We start from the raw sequence: 19,388 nt of genomic DNA on the forward strand, positions 1-19,388 counted from the left end.
TCCTTATTCGACCACGTCGCCGCGGCTGAGGTAGCGCGCCAGCGCCACGGTGGAAGCGAAACCGAGCATGGCCACCAGCAGGGCGGCCTCGAACAGCAGGGGCGTGCTCCAGCGCAGCCCCAGCACCACGATGAGGGCCACCGTGTTGAGGTAGAGCGTGTCCAGCGCGAGCAGTCGGTCTGTGACCTCGGGTCCGAGCAACAGGCGCCACCCGCACAGGAGCAGCGACACGGTGATCGCCGCGAGAGCGATGTTCAGGGCGATGTCGAGGATGTTCATGGGGCGCTCCCGGTGCGCGCCTGCTGACCGAAGATCTGCATCAGCGGCGCTTCATAGCGGTTTTTCATGTCGTCGATCATGGCCTGCGGGTCGTCGCAGTTGAGCGCGTGCACCAGGATCACCCGGCGCTGCTCGTCGACCACGCAGGACACCGTTCCCGGCGTGGTGGTGATGATGGTGGCAAACAGCGCGTTGATGCGCGGATGCCCGGTGGCCAGCGGCACGGGCAACCATGCCGGCTGCGGTCGGCTCATGGGTCCGAGCACCAGTTTGGCCACCGTGATGTTGGACAGCACGATGTCCTTGAGCACCACCGCGCTCAGGCGCATCGCCGCCAGCCAGTCGATGGCGTCTGCCGGCGTCAGGAAGCGGTGCAACAAACGCGGCAGGAGCAGTGCGATCAGCAGGGCCGACAGCAGGTGCACCGGCTCCAGGCTGTGCGAGAGTGCAAGCCAGCTCGCACCGAGCAGCACCGAGAGCACCGGGTGGGAGAACCAGCCGGCCTTGCGCACGGGCAACTCGCGGGTGGTGGGGGCGGTCATGGGCGTTCCTCCTTGGGCTTGACGCTCGGCGCTGGGCGCACGCCGTCATAGGGGCGCGTGGTGGGCTGGGTCGCGCGATCGCTGCCGAGCACGGCGCGCACATACAAGGCCTGATCGGCGAGTTGGGCAGCGGCGGCATCGGTGTAGCGCTTGATGGGTGAGGCCAGCACGGCCATGGCCACGGTCATCAGCATGATGGCCCACACCGCCGACAGCAGCTTGAGGCTGGAGCCCGATGTGCGGGGGTCGTCCTGCGCGGGTTGCACGTGCCAGAACACCACCACCCCGGCGCGCGCCAGGCCCACGATGGAGAAAAAGCCCACCACCAGCACCACCGTCCAGACCCAGGGCTGGGCCGGCAGGCCCGCCGTGCTCTCCAGCACCATCAGCTTGCCCAGAAAGCCGGGCAGCGGCGGGAGTCCGGCGGCCGAGGCGGCACCGAAGATCATCATCAGGCCCAGCAGCAGCGGCTCGCGCAGCGCCACCGCGGGCTGCAGCTTGTCGCGCGCCTCACCGCGCTGCGAGGCCATGAGCTCGACCAGCAGGAACAAGCCGGCGATCACCACCGTGCTGTGCAAGGTGTAGTACAGCGAAGCCGACAGCGTGGCCGGCGTGAACAGGCCCACACCCGCCAGGATGGTGCCGACCGAAGACACGGTGAGGTAGGCCACCAGCCGGGCCATGGTGTGCGCCGCCAGAGCGCCCAGCACCCCGAGCACGCTGGTGGTCAGTGCCAGCGGCAGCAGCCAGCCTTGCGCGGCCAGCGCGGCTTCGCCCGCCTCCACACCGAACACGCCCCAGTGCACACGGATGATGCTGTAGACGCCGACCTTGGTCATGATCGCGAAGAGCGCTGCCACCGGCGCGCTGGCCGAGGCGTAGGTGGCCGGCAGCCAGAAATACAGCGGCACGATGGCCGCCTTCAGGCCGAACACCACCAGCAGCACCAGTGCTGCTGCGCGCGCAATCAGCGCGCTGTCGCCCGTGAGTTGCCCCACACGCAACGCCACATCGGCCATGTTGAGCGTGCCGGTCACGGCATACACCATGCCCAGCCCGATCAGGAACAGGCCCGAGGCCGCGAGGTTGAGCACCACGTAGTGCACGCCCATGCGAAAGCGCTCCCTGCCCTGCCCGTGCACCAGCAGCACATACGAGGCAATCAGCAGCACCTCGAAAAAAACGAAGAGGTTGAACAGGTCACCGGTGAGGAAGGCGCCGCACAAGCCCATCAGCTGGAACTGGAACAGCGCATGGAAGTGTCGCCCGCGGGTGTCCCAGCCGCCGGTGGCGTACCACATGGCGGGCACAGCCACGGCATAGGTGAGCAACACCATCATCGCCGAGAGGCGGTCGAGCACCAGCACGATGCCGAACGGCGCCGGCCACTCGCCCAGCTGGTACACCAGCAGTTCGCCATGCGAGGCGTGCACCACCAGGCTGGCGGCCATGAAGGCACCCAGCACCATCGACACCATGGAAAGGCCGCGGCGCCAGCGCAGGCGGGTGTCGTCGTGACCACCCCCTTGCGCCGACACGCCCGACGGATCGCCGATGAGCAACAGCGCCACCGCGGTGAAGGTCGGCAGCAAGACCGACAGCACAGGTGCGTGCTGCAGCCAGAAAGCACTGATCGCATCCCACATCAGCTGCGCCCTCCGGGTTCACGGCCATCGACGTGGTCGGTGCCGCTCTCGTGGCGACTGCGCAGTGCCAGCTCGATCACGAAGCCGGTGGTGGCAAAGCCGATCACGATGGCGGTGAGCACCAGCGCCTGCGGCAGCGGATCGGCCACCGGCCCTTCGCCGACCAGGATGGGCTGGGCGTTGGTCCACAGGCGGCCCATCGCAAACAGGAAGATGTTGACGGCATAGCCGAACAGCGACAGACCGAGCACCACCGAAAAGGTGCGCCCGCGCAGCATCAGGTAGACCGCGCAGGCGGTCACGAAACCGATGCCGCTGGCCAAGAGGAATTCCATGCTCATGCAGCGCTCCCGGAAGGTTGAACAGGCGCGGCCCCTTCGCGCGACACAGTGCCCAGCACCGAGATGGTCAGCAGTGTTGCTCCCACCACGGTGAGGTAGACGCCCAGATCGAACAACGCGGCCGAAGCGAAAGGCAGCTCACCCAGCAGGGGCACATGGGGGTGCCCGTGGGCGCTGGTGAGGAACGGCCGTCCGAACAGGAAGGCGCCCACGCCGGTCAGCCCGGCAATGCCCAGACCCGAGCCGATCCAGAGCACGAAGCGGCGTCCGGCACGGGCCTGCAGCAGCGATTCGGCACGGGCCTGGCCCAGCGACATGAACTGCAGCACCAGCGCCACCGCCGTGATCAGACCGGCGATGAAGCCGCCGCCAGGCAGGTTGTGGCCCCGCATGAAGATGTAGACGGTGAACACCAGCGCCAACGGCAGCACCACCGAAGCCGCCACGCGCAGCAGCAACGGCTGCGCGGCAAAGGTCCATGGGCGCCCGTCCGGGTCGCTCAGTGGGCGCCGTGTGCGCATGCCTTCCATGAGCGCCAGCACACCCAGCGCTGCAATGCCCAGCACGGTGATCTCGCCAAAGGTGTCGTAGCCCCGGAAGTCGACCAGGATCACGTTGACCACGTTGGTGCCGCCGCCCACCGGCATCGATTTTTCCAGGAAGTACCAGGAAATGGACTCGAAGTCGCGCGTGAGGATCACCCACGCGATGCCGGCCATGGCCGCCCCGGCGGCCAGCGCCAGCGCCGCGTGACCGGCGCGATGCACCGCCTTGGTCTCTTTCGGTGAATGCTGCGGGAGCAGGGCCAGGCCCATCAGCAGCAGCACCGTCGAGACCACCTCCACCGAGAGCTGGGTCAAGGCCAGGTCGGGCGCGGACAGGCTCACGAAGGTGAGCGCGGTGACCAGCCCCACCACACCCACCAGCACCACGGTCTGAAAACGCTCGCGGTGCGTGAGCGCGATCGCCACGCAGGTGGCCAGCAGCAGCAGCCAGACAGCGATGGCCAGCGGCGGCGCCGACAGCAGAACCCGATCACCGGTGCCGATGTTGCTGCCGGCCAGCGGGATGGCCGCCAGCACGAGCGCTGCACCGAGCAGCCAGGCCACGTAACGCTGCAAGGAACCGTTCTCCAGCCGGATCGAGATGCGTCCGGACAGCGCAAACAGCCCGTCGATCAAGCCGTCGAACATCTGGCGCCCGGTCGCCGGACCGAACCAGTCTTCGGAGCTGATCCGGTGCAGCCACTTGCCGCGTGCGAGCCAGGCATACAGGCCCGTGCCCGCAGCCAGCGCGATCACGCTCATCAGCAGCGGCAGGTTGAAGCCGTGCCAGATCGAGAGCTTGTAGTCGGGCAGGGGCTTTCCGGCCAGTGCAGTGGCGGCCACGTCGACCAGCGGACCGAAGGTGAGCGCAGGCAGCAGGCCGACCACGATGCACAGGGTCACCAGCAGCATCGAGGGCAGCTTCATGCCCAGCGGCGGCTCGTGGGGGTGCTTGTTCGGAACCTCCCCGATCGGGCCATTGAAATAGGTGTCGTGGATGAATCGGACCGAATAGGCCACGCTGAAGATGCTGCCCAGCGTGACAGCCGCCGGCACCAGCCAGGCCCACACCCCGGCCGTGCCCACCACCGCTTCGGTCAGGAACATTTCCTTGGACAGGAAGCCGTTGGTGAGCGGCACGCCGGCCATGGAGGCTGCGGCCACCATCGACAGCGTGGCGACCCAGGGCATGAGCTTGTAGAGGCCACCGAGCTGGCGCATGTCGCGCGAGTGCGTTTCATGGTCGACGATGCCGGCGATCATGAACAGCGAGGCCTTGAAGGTGGCGTGGTTGAGCACATGGAACACGGCGGCCACGGCCGCCAGCGGCGAGCCCAGTCCCACCAGGAAGGTGATGAGGCCCAGGTGGCTCACCGTGGAATACGCCAGCAGGCCTTTGAGGTCGTGTTTGAAGATGGCGATGAAGGCCGCAAACATCATGGTCACCAGGCCGGTGGTGGTGACGATCACCTCGAACCAGCCCGATCCCGCCAGGATGGGATAGAGCCGCATGAGCAGGAACACGCCGGCCTTGACCATGGTGGCCGAGTGCAGGTAGGCCGAGACCGGCGTGGGCGCGGCCATGGCGTCGGGCAGCCAGAAATGAAACGGGAACTGCGCACTCTTGGTGAAGCAGCCCAGCAGGATCAGCAGCAGCGCGGGCACGAACATCGGGTCGGCCTGGATCTGCGCCACCATGCCCAGCATGGCGCTGATCTCGTAGGTGCCGGCGATCTGGCCCAGCAGCACGAAGCCGCCCAGCATGGCCAGACCCCCGCCACCGGTGACGGCCAGCGCCTGCCGGGCGCCCGCCCGGGCGTCGGCGCGGTGGCTCCAGAAGCCCACCAGCAGAAATGACGACAGGCTGGTGAGCTCCCAGAACACCACCAGCAGCAGCAGGTTGTCGGACAGCACCACACCGAGCATGGCGGCCATGAACAGCATCATCTCGCTGTAGAACTTGGCCACCGAGTCCTTGGGGCTCAGGTAGAAATGCGCGTAGATGACGATCAGCAGGCCGATGAACAGGATCAGCCCCGCGAACATCATCGAGAGCCCGTCGAGCTTGAACACCAGGTTCAGTCCGATCTCGGGCACCCATTGCCAGCTGTTCATGACCACGCCGCCGGCCATGACGGTCGGCGCGTGGGACACGAGCAGGGCCAGGCTGGCCAGCGTGACCAGACCGGCCGCCAGGGCCGTGAGCAAACGGGACTTGGACCCCAGCCACAAGGTGGCCAGGGTACCCAACAGGAGTGGCAGCAGGACAATGATCAGCAGCACGGCACGTCTTTCAGGTTAGCCGACGATTCTAAAAGGTGGTTTCTGTCGCACCCCGGACGGGTCAGGGCATGTCCCTGGAGAGCGGCGGCGACTCATGGGCCGACGCGCTGCGGCGGGGCAGGCAGCACCGCACGCAAGGTCCAGGCCAGTGGTGACCCCAGACCGACCACGGCGCCCACGATCCAGAACACCGCACCCACGCCCACGAGCGCACCGGCCGAGCCGAACAGCAGCGGCATCACCACACTCGATCCATTGATGGCCATCGCCCGCAAGCCAAGCGCCTCGCCGTGGCGATGATGCGGGGTCATCTGGTGCAAGGTGCTCATGATCATGGGCTGCACCGAGCCCAGCGCCAGACCGAGCAGCACCGACAGCGTGGCCATGGCCCAGGCCGCCTGCACCAGCGGGTACACAGCAAACAGCAGCGCCGTGGCCACCATGGCCGAGCCGATCACCACCGACTCGCGAAGATGCGCGGCCAGCCAGGGCATGAGCAGGCGGATGGCGGTGGCCGCGAGTGCGAAGGCGCCCAGGATGGAGCCGATCACCGTGGCGCTCAGGCCGCGCTCGTGGCCCAGCACCGGCACCAGGAAGGTGTGCACGTCCCAGCACGAAGACAGCAGCCAGTTGATGAGCATCAGCTTGCGAAAACCCTTGTCCTTCAGCAGGTTCCAGGCCGACCCGCTGGACTGCCGCAGTTCGGGCGCCACCGGTTCGTGTTCAACCGTGTGACGCACCCAGACCCAGGCCAGCGAGGGCAACAGCGCGAGCAACAAAAAGGCGGCGCGAAAGCCGAAGCTGTCGATCATCACGCCGGCAGCGAACGGCCCGAGGAAGTTGGAGATGGACGGGCCGATCGCCATCCAGCTGAACACCTGCTTGAGTTCGGTGGCGTTGTTCGCCAGCCGCCCCACATGGCGTTGCAGCGCGATCATGGCCAGGCCCGTGGCGGCACCACAGCTCAGGGCGGTGAGGCACAGCACACCGAACACCGGGAATGCCACCGACACGGCGGCCCCGGCCGAGGCGATGCCCACCGCCATGGCCACGGGCTTTTTCAGGCCGCGCCGGTCGGCGTAACGACCGGCCGGCAAGGCCATGAAGACCGGCGCCAGCGCAAACAAGGCCAGCAGCATGCCGACCGCCACCGGGCTGTAACCCTCGCGCAGCGCCATGAGTGGAGCGGCCATGCGAAAGCCGGTCATGCAGGCGTGCAGACAGATCTGCGCCGTGATCAGCCGCGCGAGCTCGGACCGCAGCGTGGGATTCAAGCGTCTCCGGGGTCGGTGGGGTCCAGCGGCAGCAAGGCGCTGGCCTGGTCCTGCGGCAGCGCCTCCACCGCCCGGAGTGCGCGGCCCATGGCGCGACTGCGTGTTTCGGCGCTGTCGATGGTGTTGAGCACGGTCTGGGTCTGGCTTTTCACGCGGGCCAGCACGTCGCCGAACTTGCCGAACTCGGTCTTGACCGCACCGAGCACCTGCCACACCTCGCTGGAGCGCTTCTCCAGCGCCAGCGTGCGAAAGCCCATCTGCAGCGAGTTGAGCATCGCCATCAGCGTGGTCGGGCCGGCCAGCGTGACGCGGTATTCGCGCTGCAGCACTTCCATCAAGCCGGGGCGGCGCAGCACCTCGGCGTACAGGCCTTCGGTGGGCAGGAACAGGATGGCAAAGTCGGTGGTGTGGGGCGGCTCCAGGTATTTGTCGGCCATCGACCTGGCCTCCAGCCTGATGCGCTGCTCCAGCCCGCGCGCAGCCACCTCGGCGCCATCGGCGTCGGCGCGCTGCTGCGCGTCGAGCAGGCGCTCGTAGTCTTCGTTCGGAAACTTCGCGTCGATCGGCAGCCAGCACGGCGCACCGTCTTCGCTGCGGCCTGGCAGCCTGATCGCGAAGTCCACCGTGAAACGGCTGCCCGGTTTGGTCATGACCTGCGTGGCGTACTGGTCGGGCGCAAACACCTGCTCAAGCAAGGCCCCGAGTTGCGCCTCGCCAAACATGCCCCGGGTCTTCACATTGGTCAGCAGGTGTTTGAGGTCACCCACGCCCTGCGCCAGCGTCTGCATCTCGCCCAGGCCCTTGTGCACCTGCTCCAGCCGGTCGGCCACCTGCTTGAAGCTCTCGCCCAGGCGCGCCTGCAGCGTGCTCTGCAGTTTTTCGTCGACCGTGGCGCGCATCTCGTCGAGCTTGGCCGCGTTGCTCTGCTGCAGTTGCTGCAACTGGGCGTCGAGCGTGGTGCGGATCTCGGCCAGGCGGCGCGCGTTGCCTTCGCCCATGTCCTGCAAGGTGCGGGTGAGCGTGTCGCCCAGGGTGCCACGCAGCAGCACGAGCTGCTGCGCAAAACCGTCGAGCTGGGCGTTCTGCGTGCGCGTGGTCTCGGCCGCCTGACCCGTCAGCGTTTCCTGGAAGGTGGCCAGGGTCTGCTGGATCTCCTGGCGCCCACCGCGCGAGGATTCGCTGATCTCGCGGCGCAGCTCTGCCTCGATGCGCTCCACACGCTGCCCCTGCTGCTGCAACTGGGCCAGCAGCAGCTGCCGGTGTGCCAGCGCCTCGGCATCCACCGGCGCCTTGCGCAACAGCAACCAGACCACCAGCGCGGTGTTGAGCACCAGCAGGGCGATCAGGCCCCAGAGCAGCGTGTCGCTCGTCATGCCGGCGTCAGGCCCGGTTGACCGTTGCGGCGTTCAGCGGCGTCAGCGCCTGGCCGGTGGTCAGGAAGGCGATCACGTTGTCGGCCGCCAGCATGGCCATGGCCATGCGGGTGCCCATGGTGGAACTGGCGATGTGCGGTGTCAGCACCACGTTGGGCTCGGTCAGCAGGTCGGGATGCACCTTGGGCTCGCCTTCGAACACGTCCAGCCCGGCGGCCGCGATCACGCGGTTGCGCAAGGCCAGCGCCAGCGCGGCGTCGTCCACGATGCCGCCACGCGCAACGTTGACCAGCGTGGCGGTGGGCTTCATCTGCGCGATCTCGGCCGCACCGATGGTGTGGTGGGCCTCGGCGCTGTAGGGCAACACCAGCATCACGTGGTCGGCGGTCTTGAGCAGGCTGTCCTTGTCCACGTAGCTGGCCTTGCATTCGGCCTCCAGCGCAGGGTCGAGCCTGGATCGGTTGTGGTAGATCACCTTCATGCCGAAGCCGTGCGCGCCACGCCGTGCAATGGCCTGACCGATGCGCCCCATGCCCAGGATGCCGAGCGTGCTGCCGTGCACCTCGGCGCCGGCAAACATGTCCAGGCTCCACTTGTTCCACAGGCCGGCACGCAGGAAATGCTCGCTCTCGGTGACCCGCCGCGCGGTGGCCATGAGCAGCGCGAAACCGAAGTCGGCGGTGGTCTCGGTCAACACGTCGGGCGTGTTGGTCGCCAGCACGCCGGCGGCGTTGATGGCGGCCATGTCGAAGTTGTTGTAGCCCACCGCGATGTTGGCCACGATCCGCAGTTGCGGGTTGGCCGCCAGGATTGCGGCGTCCACCCGCTCGCTGCCGGTGGTGAGGACCCCCACCTTGCCCTGCAGGCGCTGCGACAGTTGCGCCGGGGTGAGCACATCGTCGGCGTCGTTCATCTCGACGTCGAAGTGTTCGCCCAGTTTCGCGATGACCTCGGGAAAGACCTTGCGGGAGACGAAGACGGCCGCTCGGCCGGTACCGGTTGCCATGGCGATCACACCGCGAGCAGGTCGACTTCGAACAGCAGCGTGGCGTTCGGTGGAATCACACCGCCCGCACCGCGCGCGCCGTAGCCCAGCGCGGCCGGAATCACCAGGCGGCGCGTGCCACCCACGGCCATGCCCTGCACGCCCTCGTCCCAGCCCTTGATGACCTGTCCACCGCCGAGCGCGAACTCGAACGGCTGGCCACGGTCCTTGCTGGAATCGAACTTGGCGCCCTGCACGCCGTCGTTGAACAGCCAGCCGGTGTAGTGCACCTGCACCGGACGCCCGGCCTTGGCGACCTCGCCGTTGCCGACCACGGTGTCTTCGTATTGCAGGCCGCTGGGGGTGGTGATCATGGTGTCTCCTGTGATTGAAAAGAAAAGGAAAAGAAAGGCGCGGTCACTCCAGCCAGGTCGTGAAAGACCCGACCGGCTCGCGCGGCGTGTGAAAACCATTGACCTTGTCGTCAGGGTCGGCGAAGCCCAGGGCCATGCCACAGACCAGCATTTCGTCCTCACCGGCGCCGATGTGCGGCAGGATGATCTTCGCAAAGCCGTTCCATGCAGCCTGCGGGCAGGTGTGCAAACCGTGGCCGCGCGCAGCGACCATGATGCTCTGAAGGAACATGCCGTAATCCACCAGCGATCCTCGGCCCATGACCCGGTCCAGCGTGAACATCAGGCCGACCGGAGCGTCGAAAAAGCGGTAGTTGCGCTGGTGTTGCGCATGCATCTTGTCCTTGTCGCCCTTGGTGATGCCCAGCAGGCCGTAAAGGCTCCAGCCGTTTTCACGGCGGCGGTCGATGTAGGGACTGACCCATTTCTCGGGGTAGTAGTCGTATTCCTCGCGGTACTGGGCGGCCAGCGACGGATCGGCACGCAGCGCGTCGTGGGCGGCACAGACCTTGCCCACCAGCGCGTCGCGGCTCTGGCCCTGCAACACATACACCTTCCAGGGCTGGGTGTTGGTGCCCGAGGGCGCACGGCTGGCCACCTGCAGCAGGTGCTCGATGGTGGCGCGCGGCACCGGCTGCGGCAGGAAGGCGCGTGCCGACATGCGGCTGGTGATCGCGGCGTCGACGCTGTGGGCATCGATCACGCTCGCTGCGGGGTTCTGGCTCATGACAGGGTCTCCAGGGTTGTCTTCAGGGGTGCAGGCAGTGGCACGGGCCGGCGGGTGACGCGGTCGACATAGACATGCACGAAATGGCCGCATGCGGCCGCGAGGTCCTCGCCATCGGCAAACAGCCCCACCTCGTAGCGCACGCTGGACTTTCCCAGGTGCGCCACCCGCAGGCCCGCCCACACGGTCTGAGGAAAGGCCAGCGGCGAGAAGTAGTTGCACTGCGTCTCGATCACGAGGCCGATCACCGGCCCATGGTGGATGTCGAGCGCGCCCTGCTCGATCAGGTGGGCGTTGACCGCGGTGTCGAACCAGCTGTAGTACACCACGTTGTTCACATGGCCATAGACATCGTTGTCGGCCCAGCGGGTGGTGATCGGACGCAGCACGCGATAGGCGCTGCGCGGCAAGGGTTGCGGGCGCGTGGCCGGTGCGGAACTGCTCATGGCGCGGCATTGTGCCAGCGCGCAGCCGCACCCACTGTCGCGCCCGGCATCGCCGCCAACGACGCGGACTGCCAGCGCGCCGCGTACCCCAGGGCCGTGCGATAGGTGTTCATCTGCACCTGCACCGTGGCCTCCATGTCGGTGCCGTAGCCACCGGCCATCACGAAAGCCAGGGGCACGCGGCGCGTCCAGGCCCAGTCCAGCACGCGCCGGTCGCGCGTCTCCAGTCCGTCGAAGCTGAGCTTGAGGCGGCCCAGGCGGTCGCCTTCGTGGGGGTCGGCGCCGGCGAGGTAGATCACCAGCCCGGGCTCGAACCGGCGCTCCATCTCCTCCAGCGCGCGCTCCAGGGCTTCCAGATACTCTGCATCGCCGCAACCATCGGGCAATTCCACGTCCAGATCGCCGGGCTCCTTGCGAAACGGAAAATTCTTCGCCCCATGCAGCGACAGCGTGAACACCGAATCGTCGTGCGCAAAGATCTTCGCGGTGCCATTGCCCTGGTGAACGTCCAGATCGACGATGGCCACGCGCAACATGCCGCGCGCCCGATGGGAGCGGGCGTGCTCGGCCTGCATCAGCCGCGCGGCGACGGCGGCGTCGTTGAACACGCAGAACCCACTGCCCTTGTCGGCATGGGCGTGGTGGGTGCCGCCGGCAAGGTTGGCGGCCAGACCGCTGCCGGCCATCGCACGGCGACAGGCCTGCACCGTGGCGCCCACCGAACGCCGTGCGCGCTCGGCCATGGCCGGACTCCATGGAAAACCGATCTCGCGCTGCAGGGCTGGTGCCAGGGTGCCAGTGCGCACCGCATCTATATAAGAGGGCGTGTGCACCAGCGCCAGTTCGCCATCGCTGGCTGCCCGGGCTTCCAGCAGGGCCACCTGCGGCAGCTCCCGGGCGAGGCGCTCCCGCAGCCGCGCGTACTTGGCCATCGGAAACCGGTGCCCCGTCGGCAAGGGCAGAACAAAGTGATCGGCGTAGAAGGCTTGCAAAACGGTGCGCGGTGTTCGGAACGATCGGGCGATTGTGTCCGGCCCGGGTCATCACCGGGCGCGCGGGTGCAATTAGGCCGCGCCATCTAGAATGGTGCAGCGCAACAAAAAACGCTTGCGTGGCACCGGGTTATCCCTATAATTGCGCTCATGTTGCAGTGCAGCAATGTGAACAAAAACAAAAGCGTCCAGACAGCGCCTGTTCCCCGCAGCCCTCAACTAAACCCTGTTTCACCCAAGTTTAGGAGTACGAATATGCTGACCGCCGAACAAATGATTGCCGCCCAGAAAGCCAACATCGAGACCATTTTCGGTCTGACCCAGAAAGCCTTCGAAGGCGTGGAAAAGCTGGTTGAACTCAACGTGCAAGCCACCAAGGCTGCCCTGTCCGAGTCCGCCAACAGCACCCAGGCACTGCTGAGCGTCAAGGACGCCCAGGAACTGCTGACCCTGCAAGCCAGCCTGATGCAGCCTCTGGCCGAAAAGACCGTGGCTTACAGCCGCCACCTGTACGACATCGCCCAGGGCACGACCGCCGAATTCGGCAAGGCCGCTGAAGCCCAGGCCAGCGACACCCAGAAGAAATTCATGGCTGTCGTCGACAACGCCTCCAAGAACGCGCCTGCCGGTTCCGAAACCGCCGTGGCCGTGATGAAGAGCGCTGTCTCCGCCGCCAACAACGCCATGGAATCGGTGCAGAAGGCTGTCAAGCAAGCCACCGAAATGGCCGAAGCCAACTTCAACACCGTGACGGCCACCGCCGTGAACGCGTCGAAGACGGTTGCCAAAAAGCGCTGAACAAGCGGTCGATCGTGCCGTTGATCGGCGACCCTGGCCTTCGCGCCGGGTCTCCCAATAGGATCAGCGCACGATCTGCCTGACTCTCACGGGAACAGGTTTCAGATCAAACCCGTTCTTCTGGTTGTCTCCTCGGGTCCTTTTCGAAATTCGATTTCATCGGACCCCTTAAGCCCCCCGCCGCAAGGCTGGGGGCTTTTTTTCTGTGTGTCCCGCATTGCAAGCCCGGTGCATGGGCTCATGGCCGGGCACCAAAGACCGGTTTCAGGCGGGCCAGCTGCGTCCTGAGTTGCGGCAGCGCTGCCTGCATGGCCGCGCGGCCCGCCTCGATCGAGCGCTGGCGCGCGGCGAAGTCGGCGCCACCCACGCCGGCCAGCGCAGGGCGAACCACCACATCGGCGGTGGCGAGTTCATGGCGGTTGATGCTCTGACCCATGATGGCGAAGGTTTGCAACAACACGCGGATGTTGCCCATGGCCACATTGCCTTCGGGTGCGCTGGAGATGTCCACCGCCACCACCACCTCGGCGCCCATCTCGCGCGCCTGCTGCACCGGCACCGGCGCAACCAGGCCTCCGTCCACATATTCCCGTCCGGCGATGCCCACCGGCGCAAACAGGCCCGGCACCGCGCTCGACGCGCGCACCGCCTGCGCCACATCACCCCGGCGGAACAGCACCCCCTGCCCGGTCGCCAGGTCGGTCGCGAGCACCCCCAGGGGCAGCGCCATGCTCTCAATCACCCGCCCGTCCACCGCCTGGCTCACATACCGCGCGAGCGCGTCGCCGCGCAACAGGCCACGTCCCAGGATGGGCAAAGCCCAGTCGGTCAAGGTCACCTCGTCCATGCCCATGGCCACCCGCTCCAGTTCGGTCGGCGTCTTGCCGCTGGCATACAGCGCGGCCACCAGGCTGCCGGCCGAGGTACCGGTCACGAGATCGGGCCGGATGCCGTTTTCCTCCAGCACCTGGATCACGCCCACATGGGCGAATCCACGCGCCGCACCGCCGCCCAGCGCCAGTCCCAGGCGGGGCGCCCGCATGGCCACGGGCGCGGCCACAGGCGCCTGCACCGCGGGTGATGGCGGCGGCGCGACCGGCCCCTGCACCGTGCTGCAGGCGCCAAGAAACACCAGACAAAACGGGAGACTCCGACGGGCGCAATACTTATTGAGAACAATTCGCGTTAATGTTACCATCATTCCATTATCCCGCAAGCCCGACAGCCGAAAACGGCGCCGCACCGCTTGTTTCCTTCATTGCAACTCCCAAGGGGATCTCCATGACCGCGTTCCGCAAACTCTCGATTGCCCTGGCTGCGCTGGCAGCCACGCTCGGCCTGCAAGGGCAGGCAGCGGCTCAGGACAAGGTGCTCAACCTCTATTCGGCGCGCCACTACCAGACCGATGAGGTGATGTACGACACCTTCACCCGAACCACCGGCATCAAGATCAATCGCGTCGACGCCGACGACGCCGGCATCATTGCCCGCCTGCGCGCCGAAGGCGCCGCTTCCCCGGCCGACGTGATCCTGCTGGTTGACGCAGCCCGCATGGCGTCGGCCGACAGCCAGGGCCTGTTTCAGCCCATCCGCTCGGCCAGGCTCGACGCGGCCATTCCCGCCAACCTGCGTGCCGCGCCGGGCGAAGGCGGCGTGACCTGGACCGGATTTTCGACCCGCGCCCGCGTGATCGTCTATGACCCGATGCGGGTGAAGGCTGCCGACGTGGCGACCTATGAGCAGCTCTCCGACCCCAAGCTCAAGGGCCTGGTCTGCACCCGCTCGGGCTCTCACCCCTACAACCTGTCGCTGTTCTCGACCATGGTCGAACGCATGGGTGACCAGAAAGGCGAAGCCTGGCTCAAGGGCGTGGTGGACAACATGGCCCGCGCGCCCAAGGGTGGCGACACCGACCAGATCAGGGCCGTGGCCTCCGGCGAATGCGGCGTGGCCCTGACCAACACCTACTACATTGCGCGGCTCATCAAATCGGACAAGCCGCAAGACCGCGCCGTGATGGAAAAGGTGCGCGTGGTGTTCCCCAACCAGGCCACCAGCGGCACCCACGTGAACATCGCTGGCGCAGCGGTCGCCAAGCACGCCAGGAACCGCGACAACGCCATCCAGTTCATGGAATTCCTGGCCATCCCGTTCGCCCAGGACTACTTCGCCAACGGCAACAACGAGTTCCCGGCCGTCAAGGGCCTGACGATTGCCAACCCCGCCATCAAGGCCATGGGCGGTGACAACTTCAAGGCCGAGACCGTGCCGCTGGCCGCGGTGGCGAAGAACATGACCAAGGTTCAGCAGATGCTGGACCGCGTCGGCTACAGGTAAGGTGCCTCAATAGACCTGCGGTACGTGGATCTCGCCGGGCACCTGGTGGCGCCGGTAGCCCTCGTGGCGCACGCGTTCGGGCAGCGTGATGGCGGGGCGCTCCACTTCGCCGTAAGGCATCTGGTTCAACAGGTGGTGGATGCAGTTCAGCCGGGCCTTCTTCTTGTCGTCGGCCTGCACCACCCACCACGGAGACTCGGGAATGTGGGTGCGCTCGAGCATCACCTCCTTGGCCCGGGTGTAGAGCTCCCAGCGGCTGCGGCTCTCCAGGTCCATCGGGCTGAGCTTCCATTGCTTGAGCGGGTCGTGGATGCGGCCGAGAAAGCGCAGGTGCTGTTCTTCGTCGGAAATGGAGAACCAGTACTTGATGAGCTGGATGCCCGATCGCACGAGCATCTTTTCAAACTCGGGCACCGAGCGGAAGAACTCCTCGTACTGCTCTTCGCTGCAGAAACCCATGACCCGCTCGACGCCGGCGCGGTTGTACCAGCTGCGGTCGAACAGCACCATTTCACCCGCTGCCGGCAGATGCGCGGCGTAGCGCTGGAAGTACCACTGGGTGCGTTCCCGGTCGTTGGGTGCGGGCAGCGCGGCCACGCGACAGACGCGCGGATTGAGTCGCTGCGTGATGCGCTTGATCACACCGCCCTTGCCCGCGGCATCGCGCCCCTCGAAGATGATCACCACCTTGTGCCCGGTGGCCACCACCCAGTCCTGCAGCTTCACCAGTTCGGCCTGGAGGCGGAACAGTTCGCGAAAGTACTGCTGGCGGGCCGCCCTGTGCTCCCTCAGGGCTTCGGCATCCTGCGGCTCGTCCACCCGGTCTTCGATCTCCATTTCCAGCTCTTCGTCGTAGCCGTCCATCACATCGTTGTGAATGCGGCGCAGCAACTCGTCCTGTCGGTCGAACATGGAGACTCCGTGAGAACAAAGGTCATCAGGCTAGGCCCGAACGGTGACAGTCTCGTGACGCCAGCCTGCCGCATAATCGCCTGCTGATTGACGTTTACGTCAACGTCAAACACCCACCACCACAGGAGCACACCATGGACATTCAAGGCAAGGTTTTCATCGTCACCGGCGGCGCATCGGGCTTGGGCGAGGGCACGGCGCGCATGCTCGCCGCCAACGGCGGCAAGGTGGTGATCGCCGACATGCAGGTCGAGAAAGGCGAAGCGGTCGCCGGCGAAATCGGCGGTGTTTTCGTCAAGTGCGACGTGAGCAGCGAGACCGACGGACAGGCCGTGGTGGCTCAGGCCGTGTCGATGGGCAAGCTGATGGGCCTGATCAACTGCGCGGGCATCGCACCGGCCGAAAAGACCGTGGGCAAGAACGGCGCGCACAACCTGGGCGTCTACACCAAGACCATCATGGTCAACCTGGTGGGCAGCTTCAACATGATCCGCCTCGCTTCTGAGGCGATGTGCAAGAACGAACCCGAGGCCACCGGCGAGCGCGGCGTGATGATCTCCACCGCCAGCGTGGCGGCCTACGACGGACAGATCGGCCAGGCGGCCTATGCGGCCAGCAAGGGCGGCATCGTGGGCATGACGCTGCCGATCGCGCGCGACCTGTCGCGCAACGGCATCCGCAACATGACGATTGCGCCCGGCATTTTCGGCACGCCCATGCTGTTCGGCATGCCGCAGGAAGTGCAGGACGCCCTGGCCGCCAGCGTGCCCTTTCCCAGCCGCCTGGGCACGCCGGCCGACTATGCCAAGCTGGCCAGACACATCATCGAAAACGACATGCTCAATGGTGAGGTGATTCGCCTGGACGGCGCGATCCGTCTGGCGCCCCGCTGACGCGCGCCCACCGTCAGGCCCTCCCCGGACCTCGTCAGAGGAAGGCGGTGCGGGCCTGCTTGAAATCGATGCGCCCCTGCACCACTTTCTCCAGCGCATCGTGGCGCAGGCTGCGCATGCCCAGGCCCACGGCCGCATCAAAGATCACGTTGGGGCGTGCACGGTCCTGGATGAGCGAACGGATCTCGCGGTGGTTCTGCAGGATTTCATACACGCCGGTGCGTCCCTTGTAGCCCTTCGACTTGCAATGCTCGCAACCCACCGCGTGACCCACCTGCACGCCGTCGGGTGAGTCCACCCCCGCTGCCGCGAGCAGACGCTGCAGCGCCTGCTCCCGGGTCAGCTGGCTGCCTTCGCGGTATTCGTCGAGCAGCGCGTCCCACTCGGACGCGCTCAAGCGCCGGTGTTCTGCGCAGACCGGGCACAGGCTGCGCACCAGGCGCTGGGCCACGATGCCGAGCAGCGAATCGCCGAAGTTCATCGGGTCCATGCCCAGGTCGAGCAGTCGCACCACGCTTTCACAGGCGTTGTTCGTGTGCAGCGTGGAGAGCACGAGATGGCCAGTGAGCGACGCCTCGATCGCGATCTTGGCGGTCTCCGCGTCGCGCACCTCGCCGATCATGATGACGTCGGGGTCGGCGCGCAGGAAGCTGCGCATGGCGGTGGCGAAGTTCAGGCCGATCTTCTCGTTCATCTGCACCTGCCGAAGGCCGGCCTGGGTGATCTCGATCGGGTCTTCGGCGGTCCAGATCTTGCGCTCGGCGGTGTTGATCTGCGCCAGCATCGAATGCAGGGTGGTGGTCTTGCCGGATCCGGTGGGCCCGGCCGCCAGCACCAGTCCGAAGGTGCGCGCCGAAAAGCCCGAGATCAGGTCGAGGTCGCGCGGCTGCAGCCCCAGGCGGGCCAGCGGCAGGGGCTTGGCCGACTCCAGCAGGCGCAGCACCACGTCTTCGAGTCCGTCGTGCGTGGGCAGCACGGCCACCCGCAACTCCAGGGGCACACCGCCGAAGAGCGAAAAATCGATCTTGCCGTCCTGCGGTCGGCGCCGCTCCGCGATGTCCAGCCGGGCCATGATCTTGATGCGCGACACCAGGGGGCCGCGCAGGCGGGAGGGCAACCAGAGATACGGTTCAAGATCCCCGTCGCGCCGGAACCGGATCAGCGTGAGCGCATCGCCCGGATTGGTCTCGATGTGGATGTCGGAGGCCTGCACACGCCGCGCTTCGGCAATCATTTCGTTGACCAGCCGCACCATGCCGGCCGATTCGGCCCCGCTGCCGCTTTGCTCGGCATCCCCGCTGGTGTCGACCTCGCTCATGGCCTGCATCACGAGTTCTTCGACGCTCATCCCGGTGTGGGCGTCGCGCGCCATGCCCATCGGCGCGGCAACGCCGGCACTCAGCCCCCGCTCCTGCAGCGTCTGGCGCTCAAGGCGCTGCACGATGGCGGCACGCTGCGCCCAGACCAGCCAGACCGTGTGGCCCGTGAGCGAAACCAGGCGGCGGCGCAAGTCTTCGCTGGTGGGATTCCAGGCCGCCACCACGAACTGTTCGTTGGCCATGCCCAGCGGAACCACCTCCAGCTCGCAAGCCCTTGGCAACGGCAGTTCGGCAAAGGCGGTGGTCGAGGCGTCGAAGCCCGCGAGGTCCACCGCCACCACACCGGCCACCAGGGCCATGGCGTGGTGCCATTGTTCGTCGCTGATCAGTCCCCGGTCGACCAGTTCGTGCGAGCGGGAACGCAGCAGAGAGGGATCTTCCGCCCGCAGCAGGTCGACCCGTTCCGGCGCCAGGCAACCCGATGCGGCGAGTGCGTGGCCCAGATCGAGGATCGGCTGAGCCCGAAGCGCTCGCGCAGCGTCGTCCAGCGCCTCCAGACTTCGCGCCGCGCCCTCGCGCGTGTGTTGCGCCTGGCGGGACGCTTCAAACGGCACGCGGCTCATGCGAGCCGGCCCTCAATGGCTTCGCGCTGTCCCCACACGAGCAGCACGGCATGGCTGGTCACCGTGGACAACTGGCGCTGCAGGTCGGTGCTGGTCGGCTTCCACGAAGCCACGACAAAGTGGTCCAGCGCCGGCCCCAGCGGCAGCACGTCGTGCCAGCGGGCTTCCCGCATCGACAACACCTCGAAGGCATGCCGGTCCAGCTCGAAGCGGGCTGCATCGACTTCCACCACCCCGGCCACGCGCGCCATGGCGCGCTGAAAATCGTCCTCGCTGACGAGCACCTGCTCGACCAGTTCGTGCGCCCGTGCGCGCAGACGCTCCGGATCGTCACGCCTGAGCCTGGCCAGCGTGTCGGGGTCGATGGCGCGCAACTCGACCAGGGCCTGACCCAGGTCGATCACCGGACGGCGCCGCACCGCCTCGACGGCCGCGACCAGCTCCGGAAGATTGCGCGCGCACGGCTCGGGCTGGGCATCGGAAACCGGGGAGAACGACATGGAATCGGGTGACACCTGAAGGGTCCTTTCACTTGAAAACAGGCGGTTGCTTCATTTCAATGTAGGAGGCCGCTGGCGGGCCGGGTTTGATTTTTCGCAAATCCGATGGCGTGCGCAGCACCGATGCGACACGCCAGTGCAGACTCCGTGCTGAAAATCA

19 protein-coding genes are annotated in these 19,388 nt (G+C 66.7%); 3 read left to right on the forward strand and 16 right to left on the reverse strand.

The window, feature by feature from the left end:
• Positions 1–3: 3 nt before the first annotated feature.
• The 12 genes from QUV35_RS14975 to QUV35_RS15030 form a co-directional block, all read right to left on the reverse strand.
• Entirely contained in the window at positions 4–279 is a 276-nt protein-coding gene (locus tag QUV35_RS14975) for a K+/H+ antiporter subunit F (RefSeq protein WP_300875751.1), read from the reverse strand.
• Positions 276–821, reverse strand: coding sequence for a Na+/H+ antiporter subunit E (locus QUV35_RS14980; protein ID WP_300875754.1), 546 nt, complete (start codon positions 819–821; stop codon positions 276–278). Before QUV35_RS14980 ends, QUV35_RS14975 begins: the two co-directional genes overlap by 4 nt.
• A complete protein-coding gene (locus tag QUV35_RS14985; protein WP_300875757.1) occupies positions 818–2,467 on the reverse strand; it encodes a monovalent cation/H+ antiporter subunit D in 1,650 nt (549 codons plus the stop codon). The genes QUV35_RS14980 and QUV35_RS14985 overlap by 4 nt, the downstream gene beginning before the upstream one ends.
• A complete protein-coding gene (locus QUV35_RS14990) occupies positions 2,467–2,802 on the reverse strand; it encodes a Na+/H+ antiporter subunit C (protein WP_300875817.1) in 336 nt (111 codons plus the stop codon). The genes QUV35_RS14985 and QUV35_RS14990 overlap by 1 nt, the downstream gene beginning before the upstream one ends.
• A gap of 2 nt (positions 2,803–2,804) precedes the next feature.
• Positions 2,805–5,636, reverse strand: coding sequence for a monovalent cation/H+ antiporter subunit A (locus QUV35_RS14995; protein ID WP_300875760.1), 2,832 nt, complete (start codon positions 5,634–5,636; stop codon positions 2,805–2,807).
• Between the two features lie 92 nt (positions 5,637–5,728).
• Entirely contained in the window at positions 5,729–6,898 is a 1,170-nt protein-coding gene (locus QUV35_RS15000) for an MFS transporter (protein ID WP_300875820.1), read from the reverse strand.
• Between the two features lie 8 nt (positions 6,899–6,906).
• Positions 6,907–8,283 (reverse strand): DNA recombination protein RmuC, encoded by a 1,377-nt coding sequence (gene rmuC, locus QUV35_RS15005; protein WP_300875762.1) that lies wholly within the window; start codon positions 8,281–8,283, stop codon positions 6,907–6,909.
• Positions 8,284–8,290: 7 nt separating this feature from the next.
• On the reverse strand, positions 8,291–9,289 hold the full coding sequence (locus QUV35_RS15010; protein WP_300875764.1) for a D-glycerate dehydrogenase: 999 nt from the start codon (positions 9,287–9,289) through the stop codon (positions 8,291–8,293).
• A gap of 5 nt (positions 9,290–9,294) precedes the next feature.
• The gene (locus QUV35_RS15015; RefSeq protein WP_300875766.1) at positions 9,295–9,642 is read right to left on the reverse strand and encodes an FKBP-type peptidyl-prolyl cis-trans isomerase; all 348 of its coding nucleotides are present in this window, start codon (positions 9,640–9,642) and stop codon (positions 9,295–9,297) included.
• Positions 9,643–9,685: 43 nt separating this feature from the next.
• Positions 9,686–10,408 (reverse strand): nitroreductase, encoded by a 723-nt coding sequence (locus tag QUV35_RS15020; protein WP_300875768.1) that lies wholly within the window; start codon positions 10,406–10,408, stop codon positions 9,686–9,688.
• Positions 10,405–10,854 (reverse strand): thioesterase family protein, encoded by a 450-nt coding sequence (locus tag QUV35_RS15025; RefSeq protein ID WP_300875770.1) that lies wholly within the window; start codon positions 10,852–10,854, stop codon positions 10,405–10,407. Before QUV35_RS15025 ends, QUV35_RS15020 begins: the two co-directional genes overlap by 4 nt.
• Complete coding sequence (locus tag QUV35_RS15030) at positions 10,851–11,846, reverse strand: histone deacetylase (RefSeq protein ID WP_300875772.1); 996 nt, start codon at positions 11,844–11,846, stop codon at positions 10,851–10,853. Before QUV35_RS15030 ends, QUV35_RS15025 begins: the two co-directional genes overlap by 4 nt.
• 255 nt (positions 11,847–12,101) lie before the next feature.
• Between QUV35_RS15030 and QUV35_RS15035 the strand changes: the two genes are divergently transcribed.
• Positions 12,102–12,644 (forward strand): phasin family protein, encoded by a 543-nt coding sequence (locus QUV35_RS15035; protein ID WP_300875774.1) that lies wholly within the window; start codon positions 12,102–12,104, stop codon positions 12,642–12,644.
• Between the two features lie 238 nt (positions 12,645–12,882).
• Here QUV35_RS15035 and QUV35_RS15040 read toward each other — a convergent pair whose 3' ends face one another.
• On the reverse strand, positions 12,883–13,686 hold the full coding sequence (locus tag QUV35_RS15040; protein WP_300875823.1) for a patatin-like phospholipase family protein: 804 nt from the start codon (positions 13,684–13,686) through the stop codon (positions 12,883–12,885).
• A gap of 239 nt (positions 13,687–13,925) precedes the next feature.
• Here QUV35_RS15040 and QUV35_RS15045 point away from each other — a divergent pair, with 239 nt between their 5' ends.
• A complete protein-coding gene (locus QUV35_RS15045; RefSeq protein WP_300875776.1) occupies positions 13,926–14,981 on the forward strand; it encodes an extracellular solute-binding protein in 1,056 nt (351 codons plus the stop codon).
• A gap of 6 nt (positions 14,982–14,987) precedes the next feature.
• Here QUV35_RS15045 and ppk2 read toward each other — a convergent pair whose 3' ends face one another.
• Positions 14,988–15,893: a polyphosphate kinase 2 gene (gene ppk2, locus QUV35_RS15050; protein WP_300875779.1), complete on the reverse strand. Its 906-nt coding sequence runs from the start codon at positions 15,891–15,893 to the stop codon at positions 14,988–14,990.
• A gap of 134 nt (positions 15,894–16,027) precedes the next feature.
• On the opposite strand from ppk2, the gene QUV35_RS15055 reads away from it, so the two are divergent.
• Complete coding sequence (locus QUV35_RS15055; RefSeq protein WP_300875782.1) at positions 16,028–16,786, forward strand: 3-hydroxyacyl-CoA dehydrogenase; 759 nt, start codon at positions 16,028–16,030, stop codon at positions 16,784–16,786.
• Positions 16,787–16,820: 34 nt separating this feature from the next.
• Here QUV35_RS15055 and QUV35_RS15060 read toward each other — a convergent pair whose 3' ends face one another.
• The gene (locus QUV35_RS15060; RefSeq protein WP_300875785.1) at positions 16,821–18,728 is read right to left on the reverse strand and encodes a GspE/PulE family protein; all 1,908 of its coding nucleotides are present in this window, start codon (positions 18,726–18,728) and stop codon (positions 16,821–16,823) included.
• The gene (locus QUV35_RS15065) at positions 18,725–19,243 is read right to left on the reverse strand and encodes a hypothetical protein (protein WP_300875788.1); all 519 of its coding nucleotides are present in this window, start codon (positions 19,241–19,243) and stop codon (positions 18,725–18,727) included. The genes QUV35_RS15060 and QUV35_RS15065 overlap by 4 nt, the downstream gene beginning before the upstream one ends.
• Positions 19,244–19,388 lie beyond the last annotated feature (145 nt).

This window comes from Hydrogenophaga sp., assembly GCF_030373225.1.
Lineage (GTDB): Bacteria > Pseudomonadota > Gammaproteobacteria > Burkholderiales > Burkholderiaceae_C > Hydrogenophaga.

What these genes read in the sequence shown, in the direction of transcription:
- QUV35_RS15045 (WP_300875776.1), top strand. Translation starts at nt 13,926, where the DNA reads ATGACCGCGTTCCGCAAACTCTCGATTGCCCTGGCTGCGCTGGCAGCC.
- QUV35_RS15035 (WP_300875774.1), top strand. Translation starts at nt 12,102, where the DNA reads ATGCTGACCGCCGAACAAATGATTGCCGCCCAGAAAGCCAACATCGAG.
- QUV35_RS14980 (WP_300875754.1), bottom strand. Translation starts at nt 821, where the DNA reads ATGACCGCCCCCACCACCCGCGAGTTGCCCGTGCGCAAGGCCGGCTGG.
- QUV35_RS15055 (WP_300875782.1), top strand. Translation starts at nt 16,028, where the DNA reads ATGGACATTCAAGGCAAGGTTTTCATCGTCACCGGCGGCGCATCGGGC.
- QUV35_RS15025 (WP_300875770.1), bottom strand. Translation starts at nt 10,854, where the DNA reads ATGAGCAGTTCCGCACCGGCCACGCGCCCGCAACCCTTGCCGCGCAGC.
- QUV35_RS14990 (WP_300875817.1), bottom strand. Translation starts at nt 2,802, where the DNA reads ATGGAATTCCTCTTGGCCAGCGGCATCGGTTTCGTGACCGCCTGCGCG.
- QUV35_RS15040 (WP_300875823.1), bottom strand. Translation starts at nt 13,686, where the DNA reads ATGCGGGCGCCCCGCCTGGGACTGGCGCTGGGCGGCGGTGCGGCGCGT.
- rmuC (WP_300875762.1), bottom strand. Translation starts at nt 8,283, where the DNA reads ATGACGAGCGACACGCTGCTCTGGGGCCTGATCGCCCTGCTGGTGCTC.
- QUV35_RS14975 (WP_300875751.1), bottom strand. Translation starts at nt 279, where the DNA reads ATGAACATCCTCGACATCGCCCTGAACATCGCTCTCGCGGCGATCACC.
- ppk2 (WP_300875779.1), bottom strand. Translation starts at nt 15,893, where the DNA reads ATGTTCGACCGACAGGACGAGTTGCTGCGCCGCATTCACAACGATGTG.
- QUV35_RS14985 (WP_300875757.1), bottom strand. Translation starts at nt 2,467, where the DNA reads ATGTGGGATGCGATCAGTGCTTTCTGGCTGCAGCACGCACCTGTGCTG.
- QUV35_RS15020 (WP_300875768.1), bottom strand. Translation starts at nt 10,408, where the DNA reads ATGAGCCAGAACCCCGCAGCGAGCGTGATCGATGCCCACAGCGTCGAC.
- QUV35_RS15060 (WP_300875785.1), bottom strand. Translation starts at nt 18,728, where the DNA reads ATGAGCCGCGTGCCGTTTGAAGCGTCCCGCCAGGCGCAACACACGCGC.
- QUV35_RS15010 (WP_300875764.1), bottom strand. Translation starts at nt 9,289, where the DNA reads ATGGCAACCGGTACCGGCCGAGCGGCCGTCTTCGTCTCCCGCAAGGTC.
- QUV35_RS15015 (WP_300875766.1), bottom strand. Translation starts at nt 9,642, where the DNA reads ATGATCACCACCCCCAGCGGCCTGCAATACGAAGACACCGTGGTCGGC.